The following is a 15,972-nucleotide window of genomic DNA, read 5'->3' as shown; positions in this document are numbered from 1 at the left end:
GCCAATGGACACCACGACAATGCTGCGCGCGTTTTGCGACGCGGTCGAGCAGCGCAACGGCAAGGCCTTTGCGAGCCTTTTCACCGACGACGGCGTCTATCACGACGTGTTTTACGGTGCCTTCAAGGGCCACGGCAAAATCGCCGAAATGATCGACGACTGGTTCTATCGGACCGCGACTGATTTCCGCTGGGTGATGCATGATCCCGTGAGCGATGGCACGACGCTCTACGCGCGCTACACGTTCAGCTACCGCTCGACCTTGCCGGAAGCCAAGGGGGCGCGTGCGATGTTCGAGGGCGTCGCGATCATGCGGCTGCGTGACGGCAGGATCAGGGAGTACCACGAGGTCGCCAACACCGCGCCGGCCTTCGTCGATTTGAACTTCGCGCCGGAGCGCATCGCCAAGATCGTCGGCAAGCAGGGCGCGGAGCTTAAGGCGCGGCCGGAGATGCAGCGGCATCTGGCTTAGTTTAGGCCTCAATCCCCCGTCGTCATTCCGGGGCGCGCGAAGCGCGAACCCGGAATCCATTTCTCCGTTGGTCTTTGCGGCCCGATGGATTCCGGGTTCGATGCTGCGCATCGCCCCGGAATGACAGTCATGGCGGCGGCGGATTGGTCATCGGCTTGCGCTGGGCGAGCGCCGCCACCGTGGAGGTGCCGATCGGGCCCTGCTCGTCATAGAGCCAGCATTCGCCGATCGCGATTCCGTCGGTGGCGTGGTGGTTGACGACCTCGAAGCCGATCCAGTTGGTCACCGGCAAGCGATGCAGATAGATCGTGACGTCGCTGTTGATGTAGCCGAGCCCCTGGTCGCCGGCATTGGCGAAGGGGCTGGCGAAATCCGCGCCGGTCGCGACATGGACGAACGGCGTCATCCTCACGCCGTCGACGAGCTCGCGCACCTCGCTCATCCAGAGCCGGCGCTCGCCGAGCGAGCCCATATGGCCGACGATCGGCCGCGTCTCCCATTTGCCGTTCATGCCGAGCCTCGGATCGGTCGGCTTCGGAATCTCCGCCGGTGCCGGCACCTGCCAGTTCGGCGGCGACCACACATTGCCGGGAGCGTTTTCCGTCCGGCGCAACAATTGGCAGGAGGCGCGCGCCATGCTGGTGCCGCCGGAGACAAACTCGGCCTCGATCATCTTGATGCGCATGCCGTCGCGCACGAGCTTCGTCGTCACCTCGATCGGCGTCGTGATGTTGGGCAGCCGGAACATGTCGACCGTCAGCCGCGCCGGGACGAACTCGTCGGAGCCGTGGCGCTCCTCGATGACGAAGGCGAGCAGGCCGATCACGACGCGGCCGTGCAGGGATTCCGGACTCCACGGTCCGTTCGCAACGGATGTCGGCATGAAGCCGTCGCCGTGCCTGGTGAAGAAGGGCTGGTTTGTCATGGCGTGCGACCATGACGGGAATGGCGCGATGAAATCAAGAGGCCGCCGCGGCGCGCCACTCCTGCTGCACCGTGACGTCGGGCTCGCCGCCGGCGCGCGATACCAGCGCCGCGAACGCTTCGCGCGTGATCAGCTGCGACAGCGCCCACACCGCGGCGCCGCGCACCAGCGGGCTCGCATCGTCGAGCAAACGCCGCGCTTCGCCGGCAAGGCTTGCATCGCCGGAGTTGCCGATCGCGATCAGCACGTTGCGGATGAAGCGGTCGCGGCCGATGCGCTTGACCGGCGATTTCGTGAACAGCGCGCGAAACGCCGCATCGTCGAGCCGTGCCAGATCGGCGAGCGCGGGCGTCCGCAACGCATCGCGCGCGGCGAGCTTCTGCTCGCGCCCCGCTTGCGCGAACTTGTTCCACGGACATACCGCGAGGCAATCGTCGCAGCCATAGATGCGGTTGCCGATGCTCTTGCGGAATTCGTGCGGGATCGGACCCTTGTTCTCGATCGTCAGATACGAGATGCAGCGCCGCGCATCGAGCTTGTAGGGCGCGGGGAACGCCGCGGTCGGACAGATGTCCTGGCAGGCGCGGCAGCTGCCGCAATGATCGACTTCGCCAATATCGCGCGGCAGCTCGGCGGCGGAATAGATCGCGCCGAGAAACAGCCACGAGCCGAAGTCGCGCGACACGAGGTTGGTGTGCTTGCCCTGCCAGCCGATGCCGGCCGCCTGGGCGAGCGGCTTCTCCATGACAGCGGCGGTGTCGACGAACACCTTCACCTCATCGCCGGTGATGGTGGCGAGCCAGCGCGCCAGGGCCTTCAGCCGCTTCTTGATCACGTCGTGATAGTCGTCGCCCTGCGCATAGACCGAGATCGCGCCATGCGACCGGCGCGCAAGGATGTCGAGCGGGTCGTCGTCGGGCCCGTAATTGACGCCGAGCATGATGATCGAGCGCACGCCTCCCCACAGCACGCGCGGATCGGCGCGCCGCTCCGGATTGGCCGCGAGCCAGTCCATGTCGCCATGGCCGCCGGAGCCGAGGAATTCGAGGAAATATTTTCCGGCCTCGCTGGTCGCATCAGGCGCGGTGAAGCCGATGGCATCGAAGCCGAGCGCATGCGCCTCGCGCTGAAGCGCTGCCTTGAGATCGGAAGGGGAGAGCCTGACCGACGGGTTCAGAAGTCGAGGTCCACATAGGTGCGCGACGCCGGCACCCCCGCCAGCCATTCGCTGAGCAGCGGGCGGAACGACGGGCGGGACTTCACCCGCGCGTACCACGACTTTGCCGCGTCGTCCTCGCTCCATGGCACGTCGCCCAGATAGTCGATCGCCGAGAGATGCGCTGCGGCGGCGAGGTCCGCGTAGGTCAGGCGGTCACCGGCGAGATAGTTCCGCGTCTTCGCCAGCCAGCCGATATAGCTCAGATGATAGCGCACATTGACCTTGGCGGCGCGCATGATGTCAGGCGCCGGCGGGCCGCCGCCATTGTCCTCGCTCATGAAGCGCTTGTAGATCCGCTCGGTCACCAGCGGGTTGGAGGCTTCCTCGAAGAATTTCTCGTTGAACCACGCCATCAGCCGGCGCACCTCGACACGCTCGGCCGTCGACGTCGGCAACAGCCGCCGGTCGCCGGCATCGAGGCCGTGCGCCTCGTCGACATATTCGGCGATCACAGGTGCACCCGGAATCGGCGGAAAGCCCTCGGCGATCAGCACCGGCGTGGTGGCTGCCGGATTGAGCGCCAGGAACGCCTCGCGCCGTTCCCATACCCGTTCCTCCACAAGGCGCAAATCGAGCCCATACTCGCCGAGCACGAGCCGAATGAAGCGCGAATGCGGACAGAACGGATGGTGATACAGCGTATACATGAAGCCCTTGGTAGTTTCGCGGCGCTTAAGAAATCATCAACCTGTGCGATCTGGACCTGTGCTTTGGCCAGACCAGTTCCGGTCGTCTCTATGTCGCGTCAGCACGCAAACCGGTAGCCATCCCCGCAGATGGTGCGGGTCACAAAAACGCTATAGCTCAGCAAATCGGTCGGGTAACCCATTGTTTGACGATTTTTTGCGATTGCGGCCAATGTGCGAATAAGCGAGAAGAATCCCGTTTTCCACACAGGGCAGGCCACGACATGATGACGGATATGCTGCGGGCGGTGATTCTCGGCATCGTCGAGGGCGTCACGGAGCTTCCTGCCGGTCTCCTCGACAGGCCACCTGCTGCTCGCGGAGCGCTTCTTCAATCTGGGCGAAGGCAATTTCTGGAAGAGCTTTGCGATCCTGATTCAGCTCGGCGCGATCCTTGCGATCCTCGCGCTCTATTTCGTCAAATTGTGGCGCGTGGCGCTTGGCATGTTCACCAATCCCGACGACCGCCGCTTCGTGATCGGCGTGCTGGTGGCGTTCCTGCCCGCGGTCGTGATCGGCCTGATCGCCGGCAAATACATCAAGGAGTTCCTGTTCAATCCGTGGGTGGTCTGCTTCACGCTGATCGTCGGCGGCGCCGTGCTGCTGTGGGTCGATCAGCTCGATCTCAAAGTGTACGAGGACGATGCGACGCGCTTCCCGCTGCTGATGTATTTCTGGATCGGCGTCGCGCAGTGCCTGGCGATGATCCCCGGCGTGTCGCGCTCGGGGGCCAGCATCGTGGCGGCGATGCTGCTCGGCGCCGACAAGCGCTCGGCGGCGGAGTTCTCGTTCTTCCTCGCGATCCCGACCATGGTCGGCGCGTTCGCCTATGATTTCTACAAGAACCGGGCCGACTTCACCTCCGACAATCTCAGCGTGATCGCGGTCGGCTTCGTTGTGTCGTTCATCACGGCGATGATCGTGGTGCGGGCCTTCCTCAACTTCGTCACCCGCCGCGGCTTCACCTTCTTCGCCTGGTGGCGCGTGATCGTCGGCACGCTCGGCCTGATCGCGCTGGCGATGGGAAGGTAAGGCACTCTGTCGTCCCTGCGAAAGCAGGGACCCATAACCACGGCTATTGCGGTCGCGAATAGCCGTGGCCCCAGCGTTCCACACCTCGGACATCGGTGGCTATGGGTCCCGGCCTTCGCCGGGACGACGGGTGGAGAGTGCCTACGCGCTCTTCTTCTGGAACTGCCCAGTCGCGCGGAAGCGCCAGAGATATTGCGGGGCGATCGCTTCCATCGAATCCGGCGAGATGCCGAGGCCTGCGAAGGTCAGGCCGGCGGCCTTGGCGGCGTCGGACACCACATTGTCCGAACGCAGCATCGCGACCTGGTCCGGCGTCAGCGTGAACGGCCCCGGCGCGAACTGCAGGAAGTACGACTGCAACTTGGCGAGGCCGAACGGCAGCGGCGCCAGCATGCGATCGCGCTGGGTGATCTTGAGGATGATCTGCATCACCTCGCGCATGGTCAGCACTTCCGGCCCGCCGAGCTCGTAAGCTGCGCCCTGCTTCGCCTTGCCGTCCACGGCATGGGCCACGGCGTTCGCGACGTCGCCGACATAGGCCGGCTGCACCGTGTTGACCCCGCCGCCGACCAGCGGCAGCACCGGCGAGATCCGCGCCAGCGCCGCAAAGCGGTTGGTGAACTGATCCTCGGGCCCGAACAGCAGCGACGGCCGCATGATGGTGGCCGACGGCAAGGCCGCCAGCACCGCCGCCTCGCCCTCCGCCTTGGCGCGGAAATAGCTCGAGGGCGAGTCCGCGTCGGCCCCGATCGCCGAGACATGGACCATCCGCCCGCCGGCGGCGGCCGCCGCCTTGGCGATAGTCTCGGCGCCCTTCACCTGCACGGCATCGAAGCTCTGCCCGCCGCCCTCGGCCAGGATGCCGACCAGGTTGATCGCGATATGCGAATCACGCATCGCCGCCTCGACCGAGGCCGGGTAGCGCACATTGGCCTGGACGGCATGGATCTGCCCGACCCGGCCGAGCGGCTGCAGATGGCCGGCCAGTTCAGGCCGCCGCACCGCGACTCGGATGCGGTAATCGCGCTTGCAGAGTGCCCGGACCACGTTCCGCCCCAGAAAACCCGATCCGCCGAAGACCGTGACCAGCGTGTCCAGGTTCGATGCCATGGGGTGATTCCTGTGGGATTCGAGAGCGATTGACGTAGGTTAACCGTCTGGCGATACGCCATCGGCCTTATCCTGTACAGGGTATTTGAATTTCCAATCGCGAATTTGACAAGCGCGCAACCGATCCTTACTAAGCCGCTCCACATGCCCAGGTGGCGGAATTGGTAGACGCGCTGGCTTCAGGTGCCAGTGGCTTAACGGCCGTGAAGGTTCGAGTCCTTTCCTGGGCACCACCCCCTTTATAAGCGGTTGAAATCGCTTGCATTCGTAAGGTCGGTGCGGCGTAGCCGTAATCGGCCGAGGCGGACGCAGTCTCGTTAGACGATCCGCCGTCCCGCACGCCGCGCGATCGGCTTCTGCACAAAGTACATCGCGATCATCGAAATCATCGAGCTCGCCACGACGACATAGCCGATCCGGTCGAAATGCAGCAGCGAGCCGTCCGGATTCTCGGCGACGATCGCGGCTGCAGCCACCGATCCCAGCCCGCCCGACAGCTGCTGCACGGACGCGGAGATCGCGCTGAATGATCCGCGCTGGCTGGCGTCGGGAATCGCCGACATCAGCGCCTGGGACGGGATCATGCGCGAGAAGATGCCGATGAACATCAGCACATTGACCACGATCGCGGTCAGCAGCGAGACGTGGCCGAGGTTGGTGTAGATCAGCACCATGATCACGGTCACCACACAGCCGAACGCGAAGGTCGGATATTTGCCGAACGCATCGCTGGCGCGGCCGACCAGCGGCCCGATGATGATGCTGAACAGGCCCGAGACGAGATAGATCGTCGGCAGGTGAACGATGTCGATGCCGAGATTATGCACGGTGAAGGCGCTGCCGAACGGCATCAGCATGAAGCCGCCGGTCGCGAGCAGCGTGGTCACCAGGAAGGCCAGCGTGTAGCGCGGCTGCCCCACGGTTGCGATCAGATGGCGGAACGGATTGCTGTCGTGCTGCAGTTTGAGATGGGCGTCGACCGGATGCATCGCGATTGCAATCGCCGCGATCGCGACAATCGACAGGCCGACGATAGCCACGAAGCAGATGTGCCAGTTGAAGTGATTGGCCAGGAACAGGCCGGCCGGGACGCCGAGCACCTGGCTCGCCGCGAATGCCGTCTGCAGGACCCCCATGGCGGCGGCCGCGCTGTTGCAGCGGGAACAGGTCGGTGACGATGGCAAGCACGACGGAGCCGATCACCCCGCCGAAAACGCCCGTGACGATGCGGCCGAGCAGCAGCACGTGGAAATTCTGCGCCAGCGCGCAGAGCACGGTGCCGAGCATGAAGCCGACATAGAAGAACAGCAGCAGCCGCTTGCGGTCGAAGCGATCGGCAAAGCCGGCGGCGAGGACGCCGGAAATGCCGGCTGCGAACGCGTAGGCCGAGACCGCGACGCCGAATTGCCCGGCCGTGATGTTCAGCGACGGCATCAGGATGGCGCCGAGCGGCGACATGATGATGAAGTCGAGGATCAGCGTGAATTGCGTGAAGGCAAGCAGCGCGATCAGGAACGATTGGTAGCGCGAAAAGCCGCGCTCCTGCTGGTCGTCGATTGGCGCGGCGATGGTCTGGTCGGACATAAGGCTCGTTTCATTGCAAGGCGGGTTCGGGCCGGCAACAGATAGGGTGGGCGCGGGACGATTTCACGGGGCGCGGGGGCAACAGTTCCATCGAAATCGAAAGTGCGCGGGCGATGGCTGGTCGTGCGAACCACGTCGAGGTTGGCGGGGAAAGGGACCGGCCGGATGCCCGACGCGCGAAGGCAATTGTTTCCGGTTGTATCGAATGAGGGCTGCAACGGGTGAATGCTGTACTCCACAACCCTGGAAGCGTACACACGTCGAGGATGTGAATCATGTTGATGCATCTCATGGTTCCGTCTGTGGCAGTCGTGCAACACCGTCGCTGCAAATCGTTTCAAGCTTGAACGGAGCGGATCAGCGTAGCTGAGAGCGGGGCGGGGGTAGCAGGTGGCGCGAGGCCGTGGGCTCGGATTCGCGCCGGCGTTGGAAGATGGACATGGTTTCATCGCGGCTCGCGGCGATCCTGTCGTGCACGGCTTTAAGTGGCGGTTGCCTGTTGTCCGCTTCGTCGGCGTTGGCCGCCTGCGACAGCCTCGCGCCAGCAAGCGGGCAGACGGTCACCTGCTCGATCGCAGCGCCGAATCCCTCGCCGGCCGGCGTGCAGGCCGCTGCCGGCAGCTCGAACGTCACCGTGAACGTGCTGCAGGGCGCCGGCATCGCGCCGGGCGGCGGAGCGACCGCGATCGGCCTTGTCTCCAGCAGCGCCGCCACCAACAACGGCACGTTGACCGTCAGCGGCGGCGGGACCGGCATCTTCGGCAGCGGCGACGGCAATGTCTTCCCCAACGGCGCGTCGGGTGTGATCGCGACCTCGGGCGCCGGCAGCAATGCGATCGCCGCCAGCAGTAACGGCAACACGCTGATCAACAACGGCGCGATCACGACGCAGAACGGCACCTCGCGCGGCCTTGCCATCACCGGGCTCACGCAGCACAACAACAACACGCTGATCAATACCGGGACGATCACCACCCAGGGCCCGCAGTCGCACGGCCTTTTTGTGCAAACCGGCGACAGCAACACCTTCACCAATAGCGGCACCATCACCACGGCCGGGCGCAGGCGCGCGTGCGATCTTCTCCGCCGGCCAGTTCGCGAGCATCACCAATACCGGCACGCTGCTGACGACCGGTGGGGACGCGGGCGGCACCGCCAACAACACCGTGTTCATGCAAGGCAATGCGGGCGTGCTGCGCAACAGCGGCACGATCGAGGCGCGCGGCGTCAATGCCGACGGCGTGTTCTCCAACACCGCCGGATCGTCGTTCACCGCCCGCATCGAGAATCTCGCCGGCGGCAAGATCATCAGCCAGGCCGGGCCCGCGATCCGCACGCTCAACGGCACCACCACCATCGTCAATGCCGGCCTGATCGCCGGCAACAGCGGCACGGCGCTCGCGGGCGGCGGCGGCGCGGTGACGATGATCCTGCAAACCGGCTCGCAGATCGTCGGCCTTGCCGATGGCGGCGGCGGCAACAATACAATCAGGTGCGGCTGCAAGGCAGCGGCACGGCCAACACTGCGTTCGCGCGATTCCAGACGCTGACGATGGAGGGCAGTGACTGGACCTGGGCCGGCACCGGCACCTTCGCCAACACCTTCGTCAACAGCGGCTCGCTGACGCTGCAGACGTCGCTGACCGGCAATGTGTCGATTGCGGCCGGCACCAGCCTGCTGGCGGGCAACGGCGCCAATCCGTCGATCACGCCGTTTCCGGGCGGCCCGCCGATCACCGTCACCAATGCCGGCGTCATCAACCTGACCAATGGCGGCGCCACCGCGGCGAACAGCCTGACCATTGCCGGCAACTACGTCGGCAATGGCGGCGGGCTCTATCTGCGCACCGTGCTCGGCGGCGATGGTTCGCCATCGGATCGCCTCGTCATCTCCGGTGGCAATGCGTCGGGCTCGACCGCGGTGACCGTCACCAATGCCGGTGGCGCGGGCGCATTGACCACCGCCGACGGCATCATGGTGGTGCAGGCCGTCAACGGCGGCACCACGGCTGCGGGCGCATTCGGCCTTTCCAACGCGGTCGTGGCGGGCGCGCACGAATACCTGCTGTTCCGCGGCGGCGTCTCCGCCGGCAGCGCCGACAACTGGTATCTGCGCTCGACATTGTTGCCCGGCACGGCGTCGCCCGCGCCCCCGGCTGCGCCCGCACCGGCGCCGCCGTCATCGCCTGGCGTGGTGCCGCCGCCCGCGGGGCTGCCCGCAGAGGACCTGTCGTCGCTGACGCCGCCGCCGGCAGGCGCCGCGCCGGTCCAGCTCTACCGTGAGGAAGTCGCGGTCTATTCGGCGCTGCCGCAGGTGGCGCAAAAGCTCGGGCTGGCAACGCTCGGCACCTTCCACCAGCGCCAGGGCGATCAGGCGTTGCTGACCAGCAGCGGCGAACAGCCGGCGGCGTGGGCGCGTGCCTATGGCTCGCACAGCTCGCAGAGCTGGGCCGGCACGGTCAGTCCCGCCTTCGACGGCACCATGGCCGGCGTGCAGGTCGGCGTCGATATTCTGCGCTTCCAGTCCGCGCCCGAACATCATGATCGCGCCGGCTTCTTCTATGCCTATGGCTGGGCCAGCGGCACCATCAACGGCTTCGCGCTCGGCAGGAACGACGTCCGCACCGGCACGCTCTCGATCGACAGTCAGAATATCGGCGGCTACTGGACCCATATCGGCCCCTCGGGCTGGTATGTCGACGCCGTGCTGATGGGCAGCTTCTACGGCGCAAGTCCGCAGTCGGATCGCCAGGTCGGCGCGCGCTTGTCGGGCACCGGCGTCGCGGCATCGCTGGAAGCCGGCGTGCCGATCCCGTTGAACCGCTTCCTCGCGATCGAGCCGCAGGCGCAACTGATCTGGCAACGCCAGTCGTTCGACAGCTTCAACGATATCTTCTCCAGCGTCGCGCCCGGCAGCGCCGATACGCTGACCGGCCGGCTGGGCGTGCGCGTCCCTGCGACCTTCATCGCCGGCACCTCCGAACTGCGTCCCTACCTCGAGGCCAATCTCTGGCACACGGCCGCGAACGACCGCAGCATCGCCTTCGCTGCGACCGATTTGATCGGTGTGCAGAGCCGCGGCACCGCGGTCGAGATCGGGGCCGGCTTCGCCGCGCAGCTCAATCACGCGGTCAGCGCCTATGCGAGCATGGGCTACACAGCCTCGGTGGACAGCACCCATCGCGAGGACGTCACCGGCCGGCTCGGCCTTCGCGTCAGCTGGCAATAATGGCGCAGGTGTGGGGCGGTGGGCCACCCAAGCCATTGTCTCCGCAGCACAATAGCGCTACACCCTGAGCTATCCGTGCCAGCGGAACAAGCGGCGGCGTTCGGCCCGTTTCGGGCCTGATGCCGGCACGCAACCCGAAGCTTGAGGCACGCTCGCCTGTCGGGGAATTGGACGATAGCCTGTCCCGAGAGCGATTCGACGAGGTTTTTGACAGCATGACCATCCGCCTGCATCGCGGCGACCTGCCCGATCTGTCCCGCTACACCGACTCCGTTGCGATCGACACCGAGACCATGGGATTGCATCCGCACCGCGACCGGCTCTGCGTGGTGCAGATGTCGAACGGCGACGGCACCGCCGACGTGATCCAGATTCCGAAGGGCCACACCGATTCGCCGAACCTGAAGGCGCTGCTCGCCAATCCCAAGATCACCAAGATCTTCCATTTCGCACGGTTCGACGTCGCGGTGCTCTACAACACGTTCGGCGTGATGCCGACGCCGGTCTATTGCACCAAGATCGCCTCGCGCCTGTCGCGCACCTACACCGATCGCCACGGCCTGAAGGATCTGGTGCGCGAGGTGCTGAACGTCGAATTGTCGAAGCAGCAGCAGTCGAGCGACTGGGGCGCGCAAAGCCTCAGCGAGGCTCAGCTCACCTACGCGGCCTCCGACGTGCTGCACCTGCATGCGCTGCGCGACAAGCTGAATGTCATGCTCGCGCGCGAGGGACGGACCGATCTCGCCCAGGCCTGCTTCGACTTCCTTCCCGCCCGCGCCAGGCTCGATCTCGACGGCTGGGAGGCCGAGGACATTTTCGCCCATTCATGATGAGCGCCGAATTCGTCGCGGCCGGGGCAGTTCCGCCCCGTTTCGGCCAAACTGTTCACGCGTGGTCCGGTGCAGGGGCGCGAGGTGAGGTCCGGGCTGCATATTTGGGCGGCTCCGGCTAGAATAGGGGCAGTTTCGCGCCTCTGGAGCTCAGGTGAATTCGGTTCAGAATCCAGCCTATGTCACGGGCCTCGAGGCGCGCTTTGCTGCCGCCGCGCGGCACAGCCGCATGGTGCGGGTCCTGCGCGTAGCGGTTCCCGCGATGGTCGGGCTGGCGATGGCAGTGATCATCTACATCGCGCTGTTCAATCCGTTCCACGACCTGATTCCCAAGCTGCCGCTCGAGATGGATAACCTCGTCGTGTCCGGCACCAAGATCACGATGGAAGCGCCGCATATCGCAGGCTTCTCCAACGACGGACGACCCTATGAAATGTGGGCCAAGGCCGCAATCCAGGACGTCACCGATCCTGACCATGTCGAGCTGAAGACAATCCGCGCCAAGGTGGCGCAGCAGGATCAGTCGACGGTGACGATGGATGCGCGCACCGGCTTCTTCGACAACAAGAAGCAGCTGCTCGACTTGCGCCAGGACATCTTCCTGCAGTCGTCCACCGGCTATGAGGCCAGGCTGACGCAGGCCTTCGTCGACATCAACAAGGGCAATGTGTCGTCGGACGAGCATGTCGACGTCAAGCTGCTCGACGGCACCCTGACCGCCGACAGGCTCCGGATCTACAACAGCGGCGAGCTGGTTCGGTTCGAAGGCAATGTCGTGATGAATCTCGACAAGCTCGGCGACAACAATGCTGCCCCGCCGGCCGAGCCCGCTCCACCGCCGCCGCCGCCGAAGCCGCGCAAATCCGCCAACACGAAATGATTTTGATGATGAGACGTTTTCCGCACGGCATGGCAATTGCGGCGTTCCTGCTCGCGCTTTTCGCCGCGAGCGCTGCGTTCGCGCAGGGCTCGATGAGCGGCGTGCCCAACGCCATGCAGGGCTTCTCGCAGAACCGCGACCAGCCGATCCAGATCGAGGCTGCTTCGCTCGAAATGCGCGACAAGAAAAAGGAGGCGACCTTCGCCGGCAATGTGAAGGTCGTGCAGGGCGACACCACCATGACGTCGAAGACGCTGGTCGTGTTCTATGAGGATAAATCGACCCAGGCGCCGGCGCCTGCCCCGGCCGGCACCAAGGGGGCAGCCGCCAAGGGCGCCGCGCCGATGCAGACGGCAACCCCGGGCCCCGGCGGCGCCTCCTCGATCAAGCGGCTGGAGGCGAAGGGTAACGTCGTCGTGACCCAGAAGGATCAGGTCGTCACCGGCGAGACCGCGATCTTCGACACCAAGACCAATTTGATCACGATGCTTGGCGGCGGCGGCAGCCAGGTGGTGCTGACCCAGTGCCAGAATGTGCTGCGCGGCGACCGCCTTTTGGTCGACATGACCACCGGCGTCTCGCGCGTCGAAGCCGACAATGGCAAGGTGCAGGGCCTGTTCATCCAGTCGCCGGGCGGACAGAGCGGCAAGTGCGGCACGCCGGCCGCCCCCGGCTCAGCCCCGGCCCCATCGCCGCTGCAGCTGCTTCCGGGCGGCAAGTCCAAGTAAGCCTCACGTAAGGTCAAGCAGAATCAATCAGTTAGATAATATTCTGCGGCCGCGTGGTTGAAGCCGGCGGGGCGAGACTGTATCTACTGCAGCGGCCCGGCCGAACAATGCGCCTCGAGGGGAATTATGTCGGCCGGGACAGGGGCATCCATTCATTCAAGGCGCGGGTGATCGCGCTTTGCCGTGTTGTTCGAGCATGATCTCCGCGCAAACGCGTCCGCTTTTGTCGCGCGGGAAGGCCGGTATTCAGATTTCCGGCTCATGCTTGCGGCTTCGCACGCGAATCGATCGATGCGCAGGCGAGGTCGCGGGATCACCGTGAAAGGCTGAAGCGAAGCGGGGATGGTGGATTTTCTCGGCATGTTCCGGCGGCGCTCTGCGAAACGCAGTACCGGATTTGCGCGCTCGCATGACGACATCACGGCGCTCGGGGACCAGTTCGGCGAGATGCTGACGTCGCAGGTGCGTGATGCGCCGCCGATGGCGCGCGCCGCGTCGGCTCCCGGCGTCGAGCTGCCGCGATCCCAACCGGCAGCAGCGCCCGCGCCGGCGCGTGCGAGGCCGGCCAGGAACAGCGCGCCTGCCGCGCCGCAGCTGATCAAACGGCCGGGTTATCTGGCTGTGCATAGCGTGGAAAAGAGCTTCGGCAGCCGCCAGGTCGTGCGCGGCGTCAGCATCTATGTGCGCCGTGGCGAAGCGGTAGGCCTGCTCGGGCCCAACGGCGCCGGCAAGACCACCGTGTTCTACATGATCACCGGGCTGATCAAGGCCGATCGCGGCGCGATCGAGCTCGATGGCCACGACGTCACCAAGCTGCCGATGTATCAGCGCGCGCGCCTTGGCATCGGCTATCTGCCGCAGGAAGCCTCGATCTTCCGCGGCCTGTCGGTCGAGCAGAACATCCGCGCGGTGCTCGAGGTGGTCGAGCCCTCGAAGAAGAAGCGCGAGCACGAGCTGGATTCGCTGCTCGACGAGTTCAACATCACGCGGCTGCGCAAGAGCCCGTCGATCGCGTTGTCCGGCGGCGAGCGCCGCCGCGTCGAGATTGCGCGCGCGCTGGCGACGCGCCCCAATTACATGCTGCTCGACGAGCCGTTCGCCGGCATCGACCCGATCGCGGTCGGCGACATCCAGGACCTCGTCCGCCATCTCACCAACCGCGGCATCGGCGTGCTCATCACCGACCACAATGTCCGCGAGACGCTCGGCCTGACCGACCGCGCCTATATCGTCTATGCCGGTGAAATCTTGACTGAGGGAAGCCCGGAGGAGATCGTTAATGATCCCGATGTACGTCGGCTTTACCTTGGCGAGGAATTCCGCCTGTAGCGCATGATCCGCCAAAGTGTGAAGCGGTTTGGCGATAAGATCATGCGCTAATTAAAGAATTTGACGCGCGATCGGACGCAAAACCTGGGCGTCCACTTTTGCTGATCGCGCTTATCGCTATTTTCCAATCCGTCAAGCCGTGTACAAGGGCTTCGGACTAATATAAGCAAGAATCGAGCCAACTTTCAGGACCGTTCTTGCCTCCATGGCGCTGACCCAAAGACTAGAGTTCCGCCAGTCGCAGTCGCTGGTGATGACGCCGCAGCTGATGCAGGCGATCAAGCTGCTGCAACTGTCGAACCTGGATCTGTCGGCCTTTGTCGAGGAAGAGCTGGAGCGCAATCCGCTGCTGGAGCGGGCCGCCGACGGACCGGAGCCGCCGGTGGCGGGCGAGCCGGCCATGGAGCGGCCGGACTACGGCGATTCCGACGGTTCCGGCAGCTATGGGGACGATGGCGACGCCTCCGACATGGCCGCAGGCCCGGGCGGCGAGGCCGGCTTCGAGCCTGGCCAGGAGGAATGGCTGAACCGCGACCTCGGCAGCCGCGCCGAGATCGAGCAGACGCTCGATACCCGCCTCGACAACGTGTTTTCCGAGGAGCCGGCGGAAGCGGCGGCGCGCGCCGCGCAGGATGCACCGCCATCGGTCTACACCGAATGGGGCGGCGGCGCCTCCAGCGACGACGAGTACAATCTCGAAGCTTTCGTGGCCGCCGAGCTGACGCTTGCCGACCACCTCGCCGAACAACTCGCGGTGGCGTTCTCGGCGCCGGCGCAGCGCATGATCGGGCAGTATCTGATCGACCTGGTCGACGACGCTGGCTACCTGCCGGCCGATCTCGGCCAGGCCGCCGAGCGGCTCGGTGCGTCGCAGCAAGCGGTCGACGAGGTCGTCGCCGTACTGCAGAAATTCGATCCGCCGGGCGTGTGCGCGCGAAACCTGAGCGAATGCCTGGCGATCCAGCTGCGTGAGCTCGATCGCTACGATCCCGCGATGCAGGCGCTGGTCGAGCATCTCGACCTGCTCGCCAAGCGCGATATCGCGGCCTTGCGAAAGCTCTGCGGCGTCGACGACGAAGACATCACCGACATGATCGCCGAGATCCGCCGGCTCGACCCGAAGCCCGGACTGAAGTTCGGCACCGCGCGGACGCAAACCATGGTGCCCGACGTCTATGTACGTCCGGGTCCCGACGGCGGCTGGCATGTCGAGCTCAACAGCGACACTCTGCCGCGCGTGCTGGTCAATCAGACTTATTACGCTGAACTGTCGAAGACGATCCGCAAGGACGGTGACAAGTCGTACTTCACCGATTGCCTGCAGAATGCGACCTGGCTGGTCCGCGCGCTCGATCAGCGCGCCCGCACCATCCTGAAGGTCGCGACCGAAATCGTCCGCCAGCAGGATGGCTTCTTCACTTATGGCGTCGCGCATTTGCGGCCGCTCAATCTGAAGGCGGTCGCGGACGCGATCCAGATGCATGAATCGACGGTGTCGCGCGTCACCGCCAACAAATACATGGCGACCAATCGCGGCAGTTTTGAATTGAAGTATTTTTTCACCGCCTCGATCGCGTCGGCCGACGGCGGCGAGGCGCATTCGGCCGAAGCGGTGCGTCATCACATCAAGCAATTGATCGACGGCGAGGCCCCGTCGGCGATCCTGTCCGACGACACGATCGTGGAACGTTTGCGCGCCTCGGGCATTGATATCGCCCGCCGTACCGTCGCGAAGTATCGCGAGGCGATGCGGATACCATCCTCGGTGCAGCGCCGCCGTGACAAACAGAGCATGCTCGGTAATGCCCTTTCGGCTCCTGCCTCCTCGTCCGACCGGTCGCGCGATACAGCCTCCGTTTAGGTTACTTCTTGAGCGTGACCCCGTTCGGGTACGGACCGGGCCATGCGCTCGTTGCGTTCGCGCCAAATCGGGATAGTCTCAATCTTT

The 15,972-nt window shown here is 65.1% G+C and carries 13 protein-coding genes, 1 tRNA gene and 2 pseudogenes; 10 read left to right on the top strand and 6 right to left on the bottom strand.

Going from position 1 to position 15,972, the window contains the following annotated elements; all coding sequences use genetic code 11:
- Window positions 1-4: 4 nt before the first annotated feature.
- Window positions 5-472: a nuclear transport factor 2 family protein gene (locus tag ACVWY5_RS38705; protein WP_028337952.1), complete on the top strand. Its 468-nt coding sequence runs from the start codon at window positions 5-7 to the stop codon at window positions 470-472.
- Window positions 473-599: 127 nt separating this feature from the next.
- Here ACVWY5_RS38705 and ACVWY5_RS38700 read toward each other — a convergent pair whose 3' ends face one another.
- Genes ACVWY5_RS38700 through ACVWY5_RS38690 form a run of 3 tightly spaced genes read right to left on the bottom strand, consistent with a single transcriptional unit; the run spans window position 600 to window position 3,263 of the window.
- Entirely contained in the window at window positions 600-1,397 is a 798-nt protein-coding gene (locus ACVWY5_RS38700; protein WP_028337951.1) for an acyl-CoA thioesterase domain-containing protein, read from the bottom strand.
- 34 nt (window positions 1,398-1,431) lie between these two features.
- Window positions 1,432-2,622: a tRNA epoxyqueuosine(34) reductase QueG gene (gene queG / locus ACVWY5_RS38695; RefSeq protein WP_028337950.1), complete on the bottom strand. Its 1,191-nt coding sequence runs from the start codon at window positions 2,620-2,622 to the stop codon at window positions 1,432-1,434.
- Complete coding sequence (locus tag ACVWY5_RS38690; RefSeq protein WP_016839974.1) at window positions 2,571-3,263, bottom strand: glutathione S-transferase family protein; 693 nt, start codon at window positions 3,261-3,263, stop codon at window positions 2,571-2,573. The genes queG and ACVWY5_RS38690 overlap by 52 nt, the downstream gene beginning before the upstream one ends.
- Window positions 3,264-3,526: 263 nt before the next feature.
- Here ACVWY5_RS38690 and ACVWY5_RS38685 point away from each other — a divergent pair.
- Window positions 3,527-4,334, top strand: a pseudogene (locus tag ACVWY5_RS38685) (undecaprenyl-diphosphate phosphatase).
- 141 nt (window positions 4,335-4,475) lie between these two features.
- On the opposite strand, the gene ACVWY5_RS38680 reads toward ACVWY5_RS38685, so the two are convergent.
- On the bottom strand, window positions 4,476-5,444 hold the full coding sequence (locus tag ACVWY5_RS38680; protein ID WP_028337947.1) for a complex I NDUFA9 subunit family protein: 969 nt from the start codon (window positions 5,442-5,444) through the stop codon (window positions 4,476-4,478).
- A gap of 146 nt (window positions 5,445-5,590) precedes the next feature.
- Here ACVWY5_RS38680 and ACVWY5_RS38675 point away from each other — a divergent pair.
- Window positions 5,591-5,677 (top strand) — tRNA-Leu (locus ACVWY5_RS38675).
- Window positions 5,678-5,761: 84 nt separating this feature from the next.
- Here ACVWY5_RS38675 and ACVWY5_RS38670 read toward each other — a convergent pair.
- Both ACVWY5_RS38670 and ACVWY5_RS38665 read right to left on the bottom strand, forming a co-directional pair.
- Window positions 5,762-7,028 (bottom strand): annotated as a pseudogene (locus ACVWY5_RS38670) (MFS transporter).
- Between the two features lie 357 nt (window positions 7,029-7,385).
- Complete coding sequence (locus tag ACVWY5_RS38665) at window positions 7,386-8,003, bottom strand: hypothetical protein (protein ID WP_456671757.1); 618 nt, start codon at window positions 8,001-8,003, stop codon at window positions 7,386-7,388.
- 26 nt (window positions 8,004-8,029) lie between these two features.
- On the opposite strand from ACVWY5_RS38665, the gene ACVWY5_RS38660 reads away from it, so the two are divergent.
- From ACVWY5_RS38660 to rpoN, 7 genes are all read left to right on the top strand, one after another.
- Window positions 8,030-8,578 carry a hypothetical protein gene (locus ACVWY5_RS38660; RefSeq protein WP_456671756.1) on the top strand — a complete coding sequence of 183 codons (549 nt, stop codon included), beginning with the start codon at window positions 8,030-8,032 and terminating at the stop codon, window positions 8,576-8,578.
- Window positions 8,521-10,257, top strand: coding sequence for an autotransporter outer membrane beta-barrel domain-containing protein (locus tag ACVWY5_RS38655; RefSeq protein ID WP_051376406.1), 1,737 nt, complete (start codon window positions 8,521-8,523; stop codon window positions 10,255-10,257). The genes ACVWY5_RS38660 and ACVWY5_RS38655 overlap by 58 nt, the downstream gene beginning before the upstream one ends.
- A 215-nt stretch (window positions 10,258-10,472) precedes the next feature.
- Window positions 10,473-11,087, top strand: a complete 615-nt coding sequence (locus tag ACVWY5_RS38650; RefSeq protein WP_028337944.1) for a ribonuclease H-like domain-containing protein — start codon at window positions 10,473-10,475, stop codon at window positions 11,085-11,087.
- Window positions 11,088-11,241: 154 nt separating this feature from the next.
- Window positions 11,242-11,967: an LPS export ABC transporter periplasmic protein LptC gene (gene lptC / locus ACVWY5_RS38645; protein ID WP_028337943.1), complete on the top strand. Its 726-nt coding sequence runs from the start codon at window positions 11,242-11,244 to the stop codon at window positions 11,965-11,967.
- Complete coding sequence (locus ACVWY5_RS38640) at window positions 11,964-12,695, top strand: LptA/OstA family protein (protein ID WP_038378080.1); 732 nt, start codon at window positions 11,964-11,966, stop codon at window positions 12,693-12,695. Before lptC ends, ACVWY5_RS38640 begins: the two co-directional genes overlap by 4 nt.
- Window positions 12,696-13,037: 342 nt before the next feature.
- A complete protein-coding gene (gene lptB / locus ACVWY5_RS38635) occupies window positions 13,038-14,024 on the top strand; it encodes an LPS export ABC transporter ATP-binding protein (protein WP_028337941.1) in 987 nt (328 codons plus the stop codon).
- 205 nt (window positions 14,025-14,229) lie between these two features.
- Window positions 14,230-15,885 (top strand): RNA polymerase factor sigma-54, encoded by a 1,656-nt coding sequence (gene rpoN, locus ACVWY5_RS38630; protein WP_028337940.1) that lies wholly within the window; start codon window positions 14,230-14,232, stop codon window positions 15,883-15,885.
- Window positions 15,886-15,972 lie beyond the last annotated feature (87 nt).

This window comes from Bradyrhizobium sp. USDA 3256, from assembly GCF_054058275.1.
This window is presented reverse-complemented; position numbering and strand designations above follow the sequence as displayed.